Origin of the sequence: Stenotrophomonas sp. NPDC077420 (assembly GCF_044543385.1) — a bacterium.
In the GTDB taxonomy this organism is placed as follows: Bacteria; Pseudomonadota; Gammaproteobacteria; order Xanthomonadales; family Xanthomonadaceae; genus Stenotrophomonas.
The window spans coordinates 1-16,443 of sequence record NZ_JBITVZ010000033.1 but is presented as its reverse complement, the minus strand read 5'-3'; the positions used below and the strand labels follow the sequence as shown (position 1 = coordinate 16,443).

The window sequence follows — 16,443 nt, the reverse complement described above, 5'->3', positions numbered from 1 at the left end:
CTGATCAACCCGGTCGCGATGGACGAAGGCCTGCGCTTCGCGATCCGCGAAGGCGGCCGTACCGTCGGCGCCGGCGTGGTCTCCAAGATCATCGAGTAATCTGTACCACCGGCGGCAGCCCAGCGCTGCCGGTCTCGCGAACGGCGGGCCGGGAACCCCGGTCCGCCTTCGCTGTCTAAGGGAAGGCAGTTTTTCAGTACGCCAGTAGCTCAATTGGCAGAGCAGCGGTCTCCAAAACCGCAGGTTGGGGGTTCGAGTCCCTCCTGGCGTGCCACTTCTCCCTTCCAGCGGCCATGCCGCCTCAGCAGCCAGAGCCGGATGAACAGCAAGATCGAGCATTCCAAGGACACCTCCACCGGGGGTGACATCGTGAAATACGCCGCCGCAGTGCTCCTGGCACTTGCGGGTCTTTTTGCGTGGTTCTGGTTCGGCGCACCCGAGCATGCCGCCCAGAATGCCTGGTCCGGTCCGCTGCGCGGCCTTGGCGTGGCCGTGGGCCTGATCGCCGGCCTTGCCGTGTTCATGCTGACCGCCAAGGGTCGAGACATCCGCGAGTTTCTTTCCGAATCCCGCTTCGAGCTGCGCAAGGTGGTCTGGCCAACGCGCCAGGAAGCCATTCGCATGACCTGGGTGGTGATGGTCGTGGTGATCATCCTCAGCCTCCTTCTCGGCGGTTTCGACTTCGTGATTCAGAAAGCGATCCAGTGGTTCCTGGGTCGATAAGGAGAAACCTGTGAAGCGTTGGTATGTGGTTCACGCCTATTCAGGCTTCGAGAAGAGTGTCGCCCAGGCCCTGCGCGACCGCATCGTGCGCGATGAAAAGCAGGAGCTGTTCGGTGACGTGCTGGTGCCCACCGAAGAGGTGGTTGAAATGCGTTCCGGCCAGAAGCGCCGTTCCGAGCGCAAGTTCTTCCCCGGCTACGTGCTGGTCCAGATCGAAACCCACGACGAAAACGGCATTCCGCGCATCGACAACGAAAGCTGGCACCTGGTGAAGGACACGTCCAAGGTGATGGGCTTCATCGGTGGCACGGCGGATCGTCCGCTGCCGATCGCCGATTCCGAGGCTGAGGCCATCCTGAATCGCGTTCAGGAAGGTGTGGAGAAGCCGCGTCCGAAGGTGCTGTTCGAGCCGGGCCAGATGGTCCGCGTGACCGAAGGCCCGTTCAACGACTTCAATGGCGTCGTGGAAGAGGTCAACTACGAAAAGAGCCGCCTGCGCGTCTCGGTGCTGATCTTCGGTCGCGCCACCCCGGTCGAGCTCGAGTTCGGTCAGGTCGAAAAGCAGGTCTGATCTACCCTGCAGCGGGGCAGGGCCCCGCTCCACCCCGTAGGGTCACGCCCTGCGGGGCTGCGATGCCGGAAGCGCGTTCAGACACCCGCCAAAAAACCTGATATAGTGCGCGGCTTCCTGCCAGGTAGCTGGCAAAAACATGGGGCCGCCGCAAGGTGGCCTTCTGCATGAATTCAAAACGCGATGCCGGGACGCGACATTCCCGGTCCGATGGGGAGCCTGTGGTCGCAAGGCGCTAGCACCCGGAGAGTATTCACATGGCAAAGAAAGTAGTTGGTTACATCAAGCTGCAGGTGAAGGCCGGTCAGGCCAACCCCTCGCCGCCGGTCGGTCCCGCGCTGGGTCAGCGTGGCCTGAACATCATGGAATTCTGCAAGGCCTTCAATGCCGCCACGCAGAAGCTCGAGCCGGGTCTGCCGGTTCCGGTGATCATCACGGCCTATTCGGACCGTACCTTCACCTTCATCACCAAGAGCACCCCGGCCACCACCCTGCTCAAGAAGGCCGCTGGCATCACCTCCGGCTCCAAGAAGCCGAACACCGACAAGGTGGGCAAGGTGAGCCGCAAGCAGCTGGAAGAGATCGCCAAGGCGAAGGAACCGGATCTGACTGCCGCCGACCTGGACGCCGCCGTGCGTACCATCGCTGGTTCTGCCCGTTCCATGGGCCTTGTGGTAGAGGGTTAAGAAGATGGCACAGACCAAGCGTGAGAAGGCCATCAAGGCCGCCGTCGTCCCGGGCAAGGCTTACGCCTTCGAGGACGCGATCAAGATCCTGAAGACCGCCACCAAGGCCAAGTTCGTCGAGTCCTTCGACGTTGCCGTGCGCCTGGGCGTGGACGCCAAGAAGTCCGACCAGCAGGTGCGCGGTTCGACCGTGCTGCCGGCCGGTACCGGCAAGAGCGTGCGCGTTGCCGTGTTCGCCCCGGCCGGTGCCAAGGCTGACGAAGCCCTGGCCGCTGGCGCCGAAGCCGTCGGCATGGACGACCTGGCCGAGAAGATGCAGGCCGGCGATCTGAACTATGACGTCGTCATCGCGACCCCGGACGCCATGCGCGTCGTCGGTAAGCTGGGCACCGTGCTCGGCCCGCGCGGCCTGATGCCGAACCCGAAGGTCGGCACCGTGTCGGCCAACCCGGGCGAAGCCGTCAAGAATGCCAAGTCGGGTCAGGTCCGTTACCGCACCGACAAGGCCGGCATCATCCACTGCACCATCGGCAAGGCCGACTTCGCCGAAGACGCGCTGAAGTCGAACCTGCAGGCGCTGCTGCAGGACCTGATCAAGGCCAAGCCGGCGACCTCGAAGGGCACCTACCTGCAGAAGGTTTCGGTCAGCTCGACGATGGGCCCGGGCGTCACCGTCGACCAGTCGTCGCTGAGCCTGAAGTAATCGTTTCAAGCGGGTCCGTGGCTTCGGCCGCGGATCCGTGACATTTGAAGGCAATCCGAGCGGGTCCGTCCCGCGACGATAGCCGTCAAAGACCGCTGGGGCGGGGGCTTCGTGCCGCTGCTTAATCGATTCCTCCGGGAATCACCCTGCGTAGATGGTGCCCTTCTGGAGTTTTTCTGGTTTACGCACGTCTGGGTTCACCCAGGTTGGCCATCCAGGTCTAGAACGGCCCACCCTTGGAACATCGTCCCGATGTTCCCAGTGTCCAGGATGGATGCTGCCCAGGACCGCACACGGCAGGAGCCGTAAGCGGAGTTCAATTGGAGGAGTGCAATGGCTCTCAATCTGTCCCAGAAGCAAGAAGTAGTCGCTGAGGTCGCGGACATCGCTGCCAAGGCCCACTCCTTGATCGCAGCCGAATATGCTGGCACCACGGTCTCCCAGATGACCGCGATGCGCAAGCAGGCCCGCGAAACCGGCGTTTTCTTGAAAGTTGTCAAGAACACCCTGGCCTCGCGCGCCGTTGAAGGCACCGAATTCGCCGTGGCACAGGACCAGATGACCGGTCCGCTGCTGTACGCGTTCTCGCTCGAGGAGCCCGGCGCAGCCGGTCGCCTGATCAAGGATGCCGCCAAGACCAACGACAAGCTCAAGGCCAAGCTCGTTGCGATCGGTGGTGAAGTGTTCCCGGCAAGCCACGTCGAAGTGCTGGCATCGCTGCCGACCCGTGACCAGGCCCTGGCCATGCTGGCCCGCGTGCTGTCCGAGCCGGCCGCAATGTTCGCGCGCGCCATCAAGGCCGTCGGCGACAAGCAGGGGGGCGGCGACGCCGCTGCTGCTGACGCTGCCGAACCGGTCGCCGAGACCGCCTGAGTCGACGCTTTCGTGGTTCCGAACGGAACCTCAATCCAGAAAATCAAAGAAAGGTAATCAAAATGTCCCTTACCAATGAACAGATCGTCGATGCCGTCGCCGAGATGACCCTGATGCAGGTGATGGAGCTGGTCAAGGCCATCGAAGAGAAGTTCGGCGTCTCCGCCGCTGCTCCGGTTGCCGCAGCTGCTGCTGCCGGCCCGGCCGCTGCCGTTGAAGAGCAGACCGAATTCGACGTCATCCTGAAGAGCGCCGGCGACAAGAAGGTCGACGTCATCAAGGCCGTCCGCGCCATCACCGGCCTGGGCCTGAAGGAAGCCAAGGATCTGACCGAAGCCGGTGGCATGATCAAGGAAGCGGCCTCGAAGGACGACGCTGCCAAGTTCAAGAAGGATCTGGAAGCTGCTGGCGCGACTGTCGAAGTCAAGTAAGCAGTTCCTTGCCTCGCCATCGATACACGGCGATGCAGCCAAGGCTGGGGGCGTAAGCCCCTGGCCTTTGGTCGTTGTTGCGTCAGGGCCGACCGCGGGTCGGCTGCTCCACCCGTAGTACAAGCCCAACACGGGCTGCGGTCCACGCCTCGCAACGGCAGCGCCCCAGGCGCGCCAGCCCGGCGCCAGATCCAGACGAGTTGGCAGTTGGAAGTAGCAAAAGAAGGCGTGCTGGTGCCGGCAATACCAGCGACTTCCAACTGACAATTTTTATGTTCCCTTCGGGCCGCGCCGTCTGGTGCCGGCCCGCACAGCCAAGGTGAGACCCATGACGTCCTATTCGTTCACCGAAAAGAAGCGTATCCGCAAGGACTTCGGCAAGCAGCGCTCGATCCTCGAAGTGCCGTTCCTGCTGGCCATCCAGGTGGATTCCTATCGCGAGTTCCTGCAGGAAAACATCGATCCGGCCAAGCGCCGTGACCTGGGCCTGCACGCCGCCCTGAAGTCGGTGTTCCCGATCGCCAGCTACAGCGGCAACGCTGCCCTGGAATACGTGGGCTACAAGCTGGGCGACCCGGTCTTCGACGAGCGTGAGTGCCGCCAGCGTGGCATGAGCTACGGCGCGCCGCTGCGCGTCACCGTGCGCCTGGTGATCTACGACCGCGAGTCGTCCACCAAGGCCATCAAGTACGTGAAGGAGCAGGAGGTCTACCTCGGCGAAATTCCGCTGATGACCGACAACGGCACCTTCATCGTCAACGGCACCGAGCGCGTCATCGTCTCGCAGCTGCACCGCTCGCCGGGCGTGTTCTTCGACCACGACCGTGGCAAGACCCACAGCTCGGGCAAGCTGCTGTACAGCGCCCGCATCATCCCGTACCGCGGCTCGTGGCTGGACTTCGAGTTCGACCCGAAGGACGCGCTGTTCACCCGTATCGACCGTCGCCGCAAGCTGCCGGTGTCGATCCTGCTGCGTGCGCTGGGCTACAGCAACGAAGAGATGCTGGCCGAGTTCTTCGAGATCAACACCTTCCACATCAATCCCGATGAAGGCGTGCAGCTCGAACTGGTCTCCGAGCGCCTGCGCGGCGAGACCCTGAACTTCGACCTGGCCGACGGCGACAAGGTCATCGTCGAAGCCGGCAAGCGCATCACCGCGCGCCACGTGAAGCAGCTGGAAGCCTCGGGCATTGCCGCCCTGGCCGTGCCGGACGATTACATCGTCGGCCGCATCCTGTCGCACGACGTGGTCGACGCGGGCACCGGCGAACTGCTGGCCCAGGCCAACGACGAAATCACCGACGAGCAGCTGCAGGCCTTCCGCAAGGCCGGCGTGGATGCCGTGGGCACCCTGTGGGTGAACGATCTGGATCGTGGCCCGTACCTGTCCAACACCCTGCGCATCGATCCGACCAAGACCCAGCTCGAAGCGCTGGTCGAAATCTATCGCATGATGCGTCCGGGCGAGCCGCCGACCAAGGACGCCGCGCAGAACCTGTTCCACAACCTGTTCTTCACCTTCGAGCGCTACGACCTGTCCACGGTTGGCCGCATGAAGTTCAACCGTCGTGTCGGCCGCAAGGAAGTCACCGGTGAAGCGGTGCTGTACGACCGCAAGTACTTCGGCGAGCGCAACGACGAAGAGTCCAAGCGCCTGGTCGCCGAGCACGGCGACAGCTCCGACATCCTGGACGTGATCAAGGTCCTCACCGAGATCCGCAACGGTCGCGGCGTGGTCGATGACATCGACCACCTGGGCAACCGTCGCGTGCGTTCGGTTGGCGAAATGGCCGAGAACGTGTTCCGCGTGGGCCTGGTCCGCGTCGAGCGCGCGGTCAAGGAGCGTCTGTCGATGGCCGAATCCGAAGGCCTGACCCCGCAGGAGCTGATCAACGCCAAGCCGGTCGCCGCTGCCATCAAGGAGTTCTTCGGCTCCTCGCAGCTGTCCCAGTTCATGGACCAGAACAACCCGCTGTCGGAAGTCACCCACAAGCGTCGCGTCTCGGCCCTGGGCCCGGGCGGCCTGACCCGTGAGCGTGCCGGCTTCGAAGTGCGCGACGTGCACCCGACCCATTACGGCCGCGTCTGCACCATCGAAACCCCGGAAGGCCCGAACATCGGCCTGATCAACTCGCTGGCCGTGTACGCCCGCACCAACCAGTACGGCTTCCTGGAAACCCCGTACCGCAAGGTGCATGACGGCGTGGTCTCCGACGAGATCGAGTTCCTGTCGGCCATCGAAGAAAACGAATACGTCATCGCCCAGGCCAATGCCCTGACCGATGCCAGGAACACGCTCACCGAGCAGTTCGTGCCGTGCCGGTTCCAGGGTGAGTCGCTGCTGAAGCCGCCGGCGGAAGTCCACTTCATGGACGTCTCGCCGATGCAGACCGTGTCGATCGCCGCCGCGCTGGTGCCGTTCCTGGAGCACGATGACGCCAACCGTGCACTGATGGGCGCCAACATGCAGCGCCAGGCCGTGCCGACCCTGCGTGCGCAGAAGCCGCTGGTGGGTACCGGCATCGAACGCGCCGTGGCCCGTGACTCGGGTGTGACCGTGAACGCCCGTCGTGGCGGCGAGATCGTGCAGATCGACGCCGGCCGCATCGTGGTCAAGGTCAACGAAGTGGAGATCACCGACGCGACCGACGCGGGCGTGGATATCTACAACCTGATCAAGTACACCCGTTCCAACCAGAACACCTGCATCAACCAGCGCCCGCTGGTGGAAGTGGGCGACGTGATCGCGCGTGGCGACGTGCTGGCCGATGGCCCGTCCACCGACATCGGTGAACTGGCCCTGGGCCAGAACATGCTGATCGCGTTCATGCCGTGGAACGGCTACAACTTCGAAGACTCCATCCTGCTGTCCGAGCGCGTGGTGGAAGAGGATCGTTACACCACGATCCACATCGAAGAACTGACCTGCGTTGCGCGCGACACCAAGCTGGGGCCGGAAGAAATCTCGGCCGACATCCCGAACGTGTCCGAGCAGGCGCTGAACCGCCTGGACGAATCGGGCGTGGTGTACATCGGTGCCGAAGTGCGCGCCGGCGACATCATGGTCGGCAAGGTCACGCCGAAGGGCGAGAGCCAGCTGACCCCGGAAGAGAAGCTGCTGCGCGCGATCTTCGGCGAGAAGGCCTCCGACGTTAAGGACAGCTCGCTGCGCGTGCCGCCGGGCATGGACGGCACCGTCATCGACGTGCAGGTCTTCACCCGCGACGGCATCGAGAAGGACAAGCGTGCGCGCCAGATCGAGGAAAGCGAGATCAAGCGCGTCAAGAAGGACTTCGACGACCAGTTCCGGATCCTGGAAGGCGCGATCTACGCCCGTCTGCGCTCGCAGATCGTGGGCAAGGTCGCCAATGGCGGTGCCAACCTGAAGAAGGGCGACACCATCACCGACGCCTACCTGGACGGCCTGAAGAAGGCCGATTGGTTCGCCCTGCGCATGAAGGACGATGATGCGTCCGAAGCCATCGAGCGCGCCCAGAAGCAGATCCAGGCGCACGAGAAGGAATTCGAGCGTCGCTTCGCCGACAAGCGCGGCAAGATCACCGCCGGCGACGACCTCGCCCCGGGCGTGCTGAAGATGGTCAAGGTGTTCCTGGCCGTGAAGCGCCGCATCCAGCCGGGCGACAAGATGGCAGGCCGCCACGGCAACAAGGGTGTGGTCTCCAACGTGGTGCCGGTCGAGGACATGCCGTACATGGCCTCGGGCGAGACCGTGGACATCGTGCTGAACCCGCTGGGCGTGCCGTCGCGCATGAACATCGGCCAGATCCTGGAAGTGCACCTGGGCTGGGCGGCGAAGGGCCTGGGTCGCAAGATCCAGGGCATGCTCGAGGCCCAGGCCGCGATCAACGACCTGCGCAAGTTCCTGGACGAGGTGTACAACCACGACAAGACCCAGCATGCCAACCACGTCGACCTGACCCAGTTCAGCGACGAGGAACTGCTGCGCCTGGCCGGCAACCTGACCGACGGCGTGCCGATGGCGACCCCGGTGTTCGACGGTGCCACCGAAGCGGAAATCAAGCGCATGCTGGAACTGGCCGAACTGCCGAGCAGTGGCCAGACCCAGCTGTACGACGGCCGCACCGGTGAAGCGTTCGACCGCCACACCACCGTGGGTTACATGCACTACCTGAAGCTGAACCACCTGGTCGACGACAAGATGCACGCGCGTTCGACCGGTCCGTACTCGCTCGTTACCCAGCAGCCGCTGGGCGGCAAGGCGCAGTTCGGTGGCCAGCGCTTCGGCGAAATGGAAGTCTGGGCGCTGGAAGCCTACGGCGCGGCCTACACCCTGCAGGAAATGCTGACGGTGAAGTCCGATGACGTGCAGGGCCGCAACCAGATGTACAAGAACATCGTCGACGGTGAGCACGAGATGGTCGCGGGCATGCCGGAATCCTTCAACGTGCTCCTGAAGGAAATCCGCTCGCTGGCCATCAACATGGAACTGGAAGACAACTGATCGCGCAGGCGCGGCTGCCCCGGCAGCCGCGCCGCCAGCAGTGACCCGACAGCCCATCGACAAAGATTTCCTCCTTTCGGAGAAACACCATGAAAGACCTGCTCAACCTCTTCAACCAGCAGCGCCAGACGCTGGACTTCGACGCGATCAAGATCGCGCTGGCCTCGCCGGACCTGATCCGTTCGTGGTCCTTCGGCGAAGTGAAGAAGCCGGAAACCATCAACTACCGTACCTTCAAGCCGGAGCGTGACGGCCTGTTCTGCGCCGCCATCTTCGGGCCGGTCAAGGACTACGAGTGCCTGTGCGGCAAGTACAAGCGCATGAAGCACCGCGGCGTGGTCTGCGAAAAGTGCGGCACCGAAGTGACCCTGGCCAAGGTGCGTCGCGAGCGCATGGGCCACATCGACCTGGCCTCGCCGGTCGCGCACATCTGGTTCCTCAAGTCGCTGCCGTCGCGCATCGGCCTGATGCTGGACATGACCCTGCGCGACATCGAGCGCGTGCTGTACTTCGAAGCCTACGTGGTGACCGAGCCGGGCCTGACCGCCCTGGAGCGCCGCCAGCTGCTGACCGAAGAACAGTTCCTGCAGGCGCGCCAGGAGCACGGCGACGACTTCGATGCCGCCATGGGCGCCGAGGCCGTGTACGAGCTGCTGCGCACCATCGACCTGCAGTCGGAAATGACCCGCCTGCGCGAAGAAATCGCCAGCACCGGTTCGGAAACCAAGCTCAAGCGCCTCACCAAGCGCATCAAGCTGGTCGAAGCCTTCCTGGAATCGGGCAACCGTCCGGAATGGATGGTCATGACCGTGCTGCCCGTGCTGCCGCCGGACCTGCGTCCGCTGGTGCCGCTGGATGGCGGCCGCTTCGCGACCTCCGACCTGAACGACCTGTACCGCCGCGTCATCAACCGCAACAACCGCCTGCGCCGCCTGCTCGAGCTGAACGCGCCGGACATCATCGTGCGCAATGAAAAGCGCATGCTGCAGGAATCGGTCGATGCGCTGCTGGACAACGGCCGTCGTGGCCGTGCCATCACCGGCACCAACAAGCGCCCGCTGAAGTCGCTGGCCGACATGATCAAGGGCAAGCAGGGCCGCTTCCGCCAGAACCTGCTGGGCAAGCGCGTGGACTACTCGGGCCGTTCGGTCATCGTGGTCGGTCCGTACCTGCGCCTGCACCAGTGCGGCCTGCCGAAGAAGATGGCGCTGGAACTGTTCAAGCCGTTCGTGTTCGCCAAGCTGCAGCGTCGTGGCCTGGCCACCACCATCAAGGCCGCCAAGAAGCTGGTCGAGCGCGAAGAAGCCGAAGTCTGGGACATCCTGGAAGAGGTCATCCGCGAACACCCGGTGATGCTGAACCGTGCGCCGACCCTGCACCGCCTGGGCATCCAGGCGTTCGAGCCGGTGCTGATCGAGGGCAAGGCCATCCAGCTGCACCCGCTGGTCTGCACCGCGTTCAACGCCGACTTCGACGGTGACCAGATGGCCGTCCACGTGCCGCTCTCGCTGGAAGCCCAGCTGGAAGCGCGTGCGCTGATGATGTCGACCAACAACATCCTGTCGCCGGCCAACGGCGAGCCGATCATCGTGCCGTCGCAGGACGTGGTGCTGGGTCTGTACTACATGACCCGCGCCCTGGAAAACAAGAAGGGCGAGGGCATGGCCTTCGCCAACATCGCTGAAGTCAAGCGCGCCTACGACAACCGCGTGGTGGAACTGCACGCGAAGGTCAAGGTCCGCATCACCGAAGTGGTGACCGACGAGAACGGCGACAAGCAGAAGAAGGCCTCGATCGTGGACACCACGATCGGTCGCGCCCTGCTGGCCGAAATCCTGCCGGAAGGCCTGCCGTTCGCGCTGGCCAACACCGAGCTGACCAAGAAGAACATCAGCCGCCTGATCAACTCCAGCTACCGCCAGCTGGGCTTGAAGGACACCGTGGTGTTCGCCGACAAGCTGATGTACACCGGCTTCGCCTACGCAACCCGCGCCGGCGTGTCGATCGGCATCGACGACATGCTGATCCCGGACGAGAAGCGCGGCATCCTCACCGAGGCCGAAGCCGAAGTGCTGGAAATCCAGGAGCAGTACCAGTCGGGCCTGGTCACCGCCGGCGAGCGCTACAACAAGGTGGTCGACATCTGGTCGCGTACCAATGAACGCATCGCCAAGGCGATGATGGACACCATTGGTACCGAGAAGGTGGTCAACGCCAAGGGCGAGACCATCGACCAGAAGTCGATGAACTCGCTGTACATCATGGCCGACTCCGGTGCGCGTGGTTCGCAGGCGCAGATCCGCCAGCTGGCCGGCATGCGTGGCCTGATGGCGCGTCCGGATGGCTCGATCATCGAAACGCCCATCAAGGCGAACTTCCGTGAAGGCCTGAACGTGCAGGAGTACTTCAACTCCACCCACGGTGCCCGTAAGGGTCTGGCCGATACCGCGCTGAAGACCGCGAACTCGGGTTACCTGACCCGCCGCCTGGTCGACGTGGCGCAGGACGTGGTCATCACCGAAGTGGATTGCGGTACCACCGAAGGCCTGACCATGACTCCGATCGTGGAAGGCGGCGACGTCGTGGAGCCGTTGAAGGACCGCGTGCTGGGTCGTGTCGTGGCCGAGGACGTGTTCCTGCCGGGCAACGACGAAGATCCGATCGTGACCCGCAATACCCTGCTCGACGAAGCCTGGGTCGCCAAGCTGGAAGACGCCGGCGTGCAGAGCATCAAGGTGCGTTCGACCATCAGCTGCGAATCCGCCTTCGGCGTGTGCGCCAACTGCTACGGTCGCGACCTGGCCCGCGGCCACCTGGTCAACATCGGTGAAGCGGTCGGCGTCATCGCCGCGCAGTCGATCGGTGAGCCGGGTACCCAGCTGACCATGCGTACGTTCCACATCGGTGGTGCGGCATCGCGTGCGGCAGCCGTGGACAACATCACGGTCAAGACCACCGGTTCGGTGAAGTTCAACAACCTCAAGTCGGTCGAACACGCCAACGGTTCGCTGGTGGCGGTCTCGCGCTCGGGTGAAATCTCGGTGCTCGACGCCCATGGCCGTGAGCGCGAGCGCTACAAGCTGCCGTACGGCTCGATGATCGCGTCCAAGGACGGCGATGCGGTCAAGGCTGGCCAGACCGTGGCCAACTGGGATCCGCATAACCACCCGATCGTTTCGGAAGTGGCCGGTTTCATCCGCTTCATCGACTTCATCGACGGCGTCACCGTCATCGAGAAGACCGACGAACTGACCGGCCTGGCGTCGCGTGAAATCACCGACCCGAAGCGTCGTGGTTCGCAGGCCAAGGAACTGCGCCCGATCGTGCGTATCGTGGATGCCAAGGGCAATGACCTGACCATCCCGAACACCGACCTGCCGGCCCAGTACCTGCTGCCGCCGCGCTCCATCGTCAACCTGCAGGACGGCGCCGCCGTCGGCGTGGGCGACGTGGTCGCCAAGATCCCGCAGGAGGCGTCCAAGACCCGCGACATCACCGGTGGTCTGCCGCGCGTGGCCGATCTGTTCGAAGCGCGCAAGCCGAAGGATCCGGCGATCCTGGCCGAGCGTTCGGGCATCATCAGCTTCGGCAAGGACACCAAGGGCAAGCAGCGCCTGATCATCAAGGACACCGATGGTTCGGAACACGAAGAGCTGATCCCGAAGTACCGCCAGGTGATCGTGTTCGAAGGCGAGCACGTGACCAAGGGCGAAACCATCGTGGACGGCGAGCCGAGCCCGCAGGACATCCTGCGCCTGCTGGGTGTCGAACCGCTGGCGGCCTACCTGGTCAAGGAAATCCAGGACGTGTACCGCCTGCAGGGCGTGAAGATCAACGACAAGCACATTGAAGTGATCACCCGCCAGATGCTGCGCAAGGTCGAGATCACCGACCAGGGCAGCAGCAAGTTCCTGAATGGCGAGCAGGCCGAGCGCCAGCGCGTCATCGAGGAAAATGCACGCCTGACCACCCGCAACGAGCTGATCGCCCGTTTCGACCCGGTCCTGCTGGGCATCACCAAGGCCTCGCTGGCCACCGAGTCGTTCATTTCGGCGGCGTCGTTCCAGGAAACCACCCGCGTGCTGACCGAAGCGGCCGTTCGCGGCACCTCGGACAACCTGCGCGGCCTGAAGGAAAACGTGATCGTCGGCCGTCTGATCCCGGCCGGTACCGGCCTGGCCTACCACGCCAACCGTCGTCGCAACGCCTCCGGGCTGACCGAGTCGGAAATGCAGACCCTGGCCGGCACCCCGGTCGTGGCTGAAGTGGCGGCGCCGGCGGTGGAATCGGCCGACGCTGAGTCGGCAGCTGGCGAAGAGTAAGAAACCGGTCCGGCCCGTAAGGGCCGGACCGCCTCGGGTAGCGGCCGACCGTTGGTCGGACGACACCTGAAACGGGCAGCGGTGGCATTCCCGCCACCAATGCTGTAGGATGCCCGCCGGTCCTCACCAGGACTGGTAGACAACCTGAACGGGGGGCAAGGAGAAGGCGCCCCAGTAACGGCCCGGGATCAGGGCTGGCCTTTCGTGCGCGCGGTTGACCGCGTTTTCGGAGGGTTGCTACAATCGTCTGTCTCAGCAGGCCGGTTTTCAGGGCCTGCTCGCACATTTCCGCATTCATGGCCGTTTTTCCCTCGGCCTCTCTCAGAAGAACTTACTGATGGCGACGATCAATCAGCTTGTCCGCAAGCCGCGGCAGGCAACCACTTACAAGAGCGCCTCCCCGGCTCTTGAAAAGTGCCCGCAGCGCCGCGGCGTCTGCACCCGTGTGTACACCACCACCCCGAAGAAGCCGAACTCGGCCCTCCGCAAGGTTGCCAAGGTCCGCCTGACCAACCAGGAAGAGGTCATCAGCTACATCGGTGGCGAAGGCCACAACCTGCAGGAGCACTCCGTGGTCCTGATCCGCGGCGGTCGCGTCAAGGACCTGCCGGGTGTGCGTTACCACACCGTTCGTGGTTCGCTGGACGCCTCGGGCGTTGCCAAGCGTCGCCAGGGCCGTTCCAAGTACGGCGCCAAGCGTCCGAAGAGCTAAGGGAAAGTACACATGTCTCGTAAAGGTAATACGCCGCAGCGCTCTGTCCTGCCGGATCCGAAGCACGGAAGTGAAACCATCGCGCGCTTCATCAACATGGTGATGCTGAGCGGCAAGAAGTCGGTCGCTGAAAAGATCGTCTATGGCGCCATGGACGTGATCAGCGAAAAGAACCCGAACTCCATCGAGCTGGTGCAGAAGGCTCTGGACAACGTGGCTCCGTCGGTCGAAGTGAAGTCCCGCCGCGTCGGCGGTGCGACCTACCAGGTGCCGGTCGAAGTGCGTTCGTCGCGCAAGATGGCCCTGGCCATGCGCTGGCTGATCGACTCGGCCCGCAAGCGTGGTGAGAACACCATGCCGAAGAAGCTGGCTGCAGAACTGCTGGACGCCTCGGAAAACCGCGGCGGCGCGATCAAGAAGCGCGAAGAAACCCACCGCATGGCCGAAGCCAACAAGGCATTCGCCCACTACCGCTGGTGAGTTTGACGGCCTTGCAAAACAGGCACGGCAGCACCATCTAGGTGCTGCCTGCGGCACCTGGGGTGCCGCGCCAATCCGAAGGCCGCCGAAAGGCGGCGTTCGGCCATCCGAATTCCAAGAAATCGAGAGGCTCCCGTGGCCCGCACCACTCCCATCGAGCGTTACCGCAACTTCGGCATCATGGCTCACATCGATGCCGGCAAGACCACCACGTCCGAACGCATCCTGTTCTACACCGGCAAGAGCCACAAGATCGGTGAAGTGCATGACGGCGCCGACACCATGAACAGGATGGAGAATGAGCAGGAGCGTGGCATCACGAACCAGTCCGCTGACAACACCGCGTTCTGGAAGGGCATCGACAAGTCCCTGCCGGAGCACCGCTTCAACATCATCGACACCCCCGGGCACGTCGACTTCACCATCGAAGTGGAGCGCTCGCTGCGCGTGCTCGACGGTGCGGTGTTCGTGCTGTGCGCCGTCGGTGGCGTGCAGCCGCAGTCCGAGACCGTGTGGCGCCAGGCCAACCGCTACAAGGTGCCGCGCATCGCGTTCGTCAACAAGATGGACCGTACCGGTGCCAACTTCAGCAAGGTCGTGGGCCAGCTGAAGGCCAAGCTGGGTGCCGTCGCCGTGCCGATGCAGCTGCCGATCGGCGCTGAAGAAGGCTTCAAGGGCGTGGTCGACCTGCTCAAGATGAAGGCCATCCATTGGGATGAAGCGTCGCAGGGCATGAAGTTCGAGTACCTGGAGATTCCGGCTGAGCTGCAGGCCGAGGCTGACGAAGCCCGTACCTACATGATCGAAGCCGCGGCCGAAGCCAGCGAAGAGCTGATGGAGAAGTACCTGGGTGGCGAAGAGCTGACCGAAGACGAAATCGTCTCGGCGCTGCGCGCGCGTACCCTGGCCACCGACATCGTCCCGATGTACTGCGGCTCGGCGTTCAAGAACAAGGGCGTGCAGGCCATGCTGGACGGCGTGGTGCAGCTGCTGCCGTCGCCGATCGACGTGCCGGACGTGACCGGTACCGATGTGGACGACGAATCCGTCGCGCTGAGCCGCAAGTCTGACGACAAGGCGCCGTTCTCGGCGCTGGCCTTCAAGATCATCACCGATCCGTTCGTGGGCGCGCTGACCTTCTTCCGTGTCTACTCGGGCACCCTGAATGCCGGCGACCAGCTGCTGAACTCGGTCAAGGGCAAGAAGGAGCGCATCGGCCGCATCCTGCAGATGCACTCCAATGATCGCGAAGAGATCAAGGAAGTGCTGGCGGGCGACATCGCCGCGGCCGTGGGCCTGAAGGACACCACCACCGGCGACACCCTGTGCTCGCAGGATCACCCGATCATCCTGGAGCGCATGGTGTTCCCGGAGCCGGTGATCTCGATGGCGGTCGAGCCGAAGACCAAGTCCGACCAGGAAAAGATGGGCCTGGCCCTCGGCCGTCTGGCCCAGGAAGATCCGTCGTTCCGCGTCAAGACCGACGAAGAATCCGGCCAGACCATCATTTCGGGCATGGGCGAGCTGCACCTGGACATCATCGTCGACCGCATGAAGCGCGAGTTCAACGTTGAAGCCAACGTCGGCAAGCCGCAGGTCGCGTACCGCGAAACCATCCAGGCCGCGGACGTGAAGTCGGACTACAAGCACGCCAAGCAGTCCGGTGGTAAGGGTCAGTACGGTCACGTCGTGATCGAGCTGTCGCCGATCACCGCTGAAGACCGTGCCGACCCGAAGATCGCCCCGCTGATCAAGGACGACTTCCTGTTCATCAACGACATCACCGGTGGTGTGATTCCGAAGGAATTCATCCCGTCGATCGAAAAGGGCCTGCGCGAAACCATCACCAGCGGTCCGCTGGCTGGCTTCCCGGTCGTGGACGTGAAGGTGAAGCTGGTGTTCGGCTCGTACCATGACGTCGACTCCTCGGAAATGGCGTTCAAGCTGGCGTCGTCGATGGCCTTCAAGCAGGGCTTCTCCAAGGCCAAGCCGGTCCTGCTGGAGCCGATCATGAAGGTCGAGATCGTGACCCCGAGCGATTACCAGGGTGACGTGATGGGCGACGTGAGCCGTCGTCGCGGCATGCTGCAGGGTTCGAGCGTGACCGGTGACGGTTCGGCCGAAATCATCAACGCGATGATCCCGCTGGGCGAAATGTTCGGTTACGCCACCTCGCTGCGTTCGCAGACCCAGGGTCGCGCAACGTTCACGATGGAATTCGACCACTACGAGCCGGCGCCGAGCAACATCGCCGAAACCGTGATCAAGAAGGCCTGAGCATAAGCTCGGGTCTTCACCTCCTCTCTTTCAAATTCAAGGGTTACAACAATGGCAAAGGGTAAGTTCGAACGCACCAAGCCGCACGTCAACGTCGGCACCATCGGTCACGTCGATCACGGCAAGACCACGCTGACCGCCGCACTGACCAAGATCGGTGCCGAGCGCGTCGGGGGCGAGGT

12 protein-coding genes, 1 tRNA gene and 1 pseudogene are annotated in these 16,443 nt (G+C 63.6%); all 14 read left to right on the top strand.

What is annotated here, in order from left to right; all coding sequences use genetic code 11:
- Positions 1 to 99, top strand: a pseudogene (locus ACIGII_RS19200) (elongation factor Tu); the annotation flags it as partial.
- Between the two features lie 99 nt (positions 100 to 198).
- A tRNA-Trp gene (locus ACIGII_RS19195) sits at positions 199 to 274 on the top strand.
- Positions 275 to 318: 44 nt separating this feature from the next.
- Positions 319 to 723 carry a preprotein translocase subunit SecE gene (secE, locus tag ACIGII_RS19190; RefSeq protein WP_399641247.1) on the top strand — a complete coding sequence of 135 codons (405 nt, stop codon included), beginning with the start codon at positions 319 to 321 and terminating at the stop codon, positions 721 to 723.
- Positions 724 to 733: 10 nt separating this feature from the next.
- Positions 734 to 1,294: a transcription termination/antitermination protein NusG gene (gene nusG, locus ACIGII_RS19185; protein WP_399641249.1), complete on the top strand. Its 561-nt coding sequence runs from the start codon at positions 734 to 736 to the stop codon at positions 1,292 to 1,294.
- A gap of 257 nt (positions 1,295 to 1,551) precedes the next feature.
- Positions 1,552 to 1,980, top strand: coding sequence for a 50S ribosomal protein L11 (gene rplK, locus ACIGII_RS19180; protein ID WP_399641251.1), 429 nt, complete (start codon positions 1,552 to 1,554; stop codon positions 1,978 to 1,980).
- A gap of 4 nt (positions 1,981 to 1,984) precedes the next feature.
- Positions 1,985 to 2,683, top strand: a complete 699-nt coding sequence (gene rplA, locus ACIGII_RS19175; RefSeq protein WP_070209095.1) for a 50S ribosomal protein L1 — start codon at positions 1,985 to 1,987, stop codon at positions 2,681 to 2,683.
- Between the two features lie 333 nt (positions 2,684 to 3,016).
- Positions 3,017 to 3,556 (top strand): 50S ribosomal protein L10, encoded by a 540-nt coding sequence (gene rplJ, locus ACIGII_RS19170; RefSeq protein WP_399641254.1) that lies wholly within the window; start codon positions 3,017 to 3,019, stop codon positions 3,554 to 3,556.
- Positions 3,557 to 3,618: 62 nt separating this feature from the next.
- Positions 3,619 to 3,987, top strand: coding sequence for a 50S ribosomal protein L7/L12 (gene rplL, locus ACIGII_RS19165; protein WP_399641257.1), 369 nt, complete (start codon positions 3,619 to 3,621; stop codon positions 3,985 to 3,987).
- A gap of 328 nt (positions 3,988 to 4,315) precedes the next feature.
- Positions 4,316 to 8,470 (top strand): DNA-directed RNA polymerase subunit beta, encoded by a 4,155-nt coding sequence (gene rpoB, locus ACIGII_RS19160; RefSeq protein ID WP_399641260.1) that lies wholly within the window; start codon positions 4,316 to 4,318, stop codon positions 8,468 to 8,470.
- A gap of 89 nt (positions 8,471 to 8,559) precedes the next feature.
- Positions 8,560 to 12,792 carry a DNA-directed RNA polymerase subunit beta' gene (gene rpoC / locus ACIGII_RS19155; RefSeq protein ID WP_399641261.1) on the top strand — a complete coding sequence of 1,411 codons (4,233 nt, stop codon included), beginning with the start codon at positions 8,560 to 8,562 and terminating at the stop codon, positions 12,790 to 12,792.
- 337 nt (positions 12,793 to 13,129) lie between these two features.
- Positions 13,130 to 13,504, top strand: a complete 375-nt coding sequence (rpsL, locus tag ACIGII_RS19150; protein WP_025879344.1) for a 30S ribosomal protein S12 — start codon at positions 13,130 to 13,132, stop codon at positions 13,502 to 13,504.
- A gap of 12 nt (positions 13,505 to 13,516) precedes the next feature.
- Positions 13,517 to 13,984, top strand: coding sequence for a 30S ribosomal protein S7 (rpsG, locus tag ACIGII_RS19145; RefSeq protein WP_068849450.1), 468 nt, complete (start codon positions 13,517 to 13,519; stop codon positions 13,982 to 13,984).
- Between the two features lie 135 nt (positions 13,985 to 14,119).
- Positions 14,120 to 16,261 carry an elongation factor G gene (gene fusA, locus ACIGII_RS19140; protein ID WP_399657636.1) on the top strand — a complete coding sequence of 714 codons (2,142 nt, stop codon included), beginning with the start codon at positions 14,120 to 14,122 and terminating at the stop codon, positions 16,259 to 16,261.
- Between the two features lie 51 nt (positions 16,262 to 16,312).
- On the top strand, positions 16,313 to 16,443 hold a 131-nt coding region (locus ACIGII_RS19135), incomplete at its 3' end, for a GTP-binding protein (protein ID WP_399657639.1).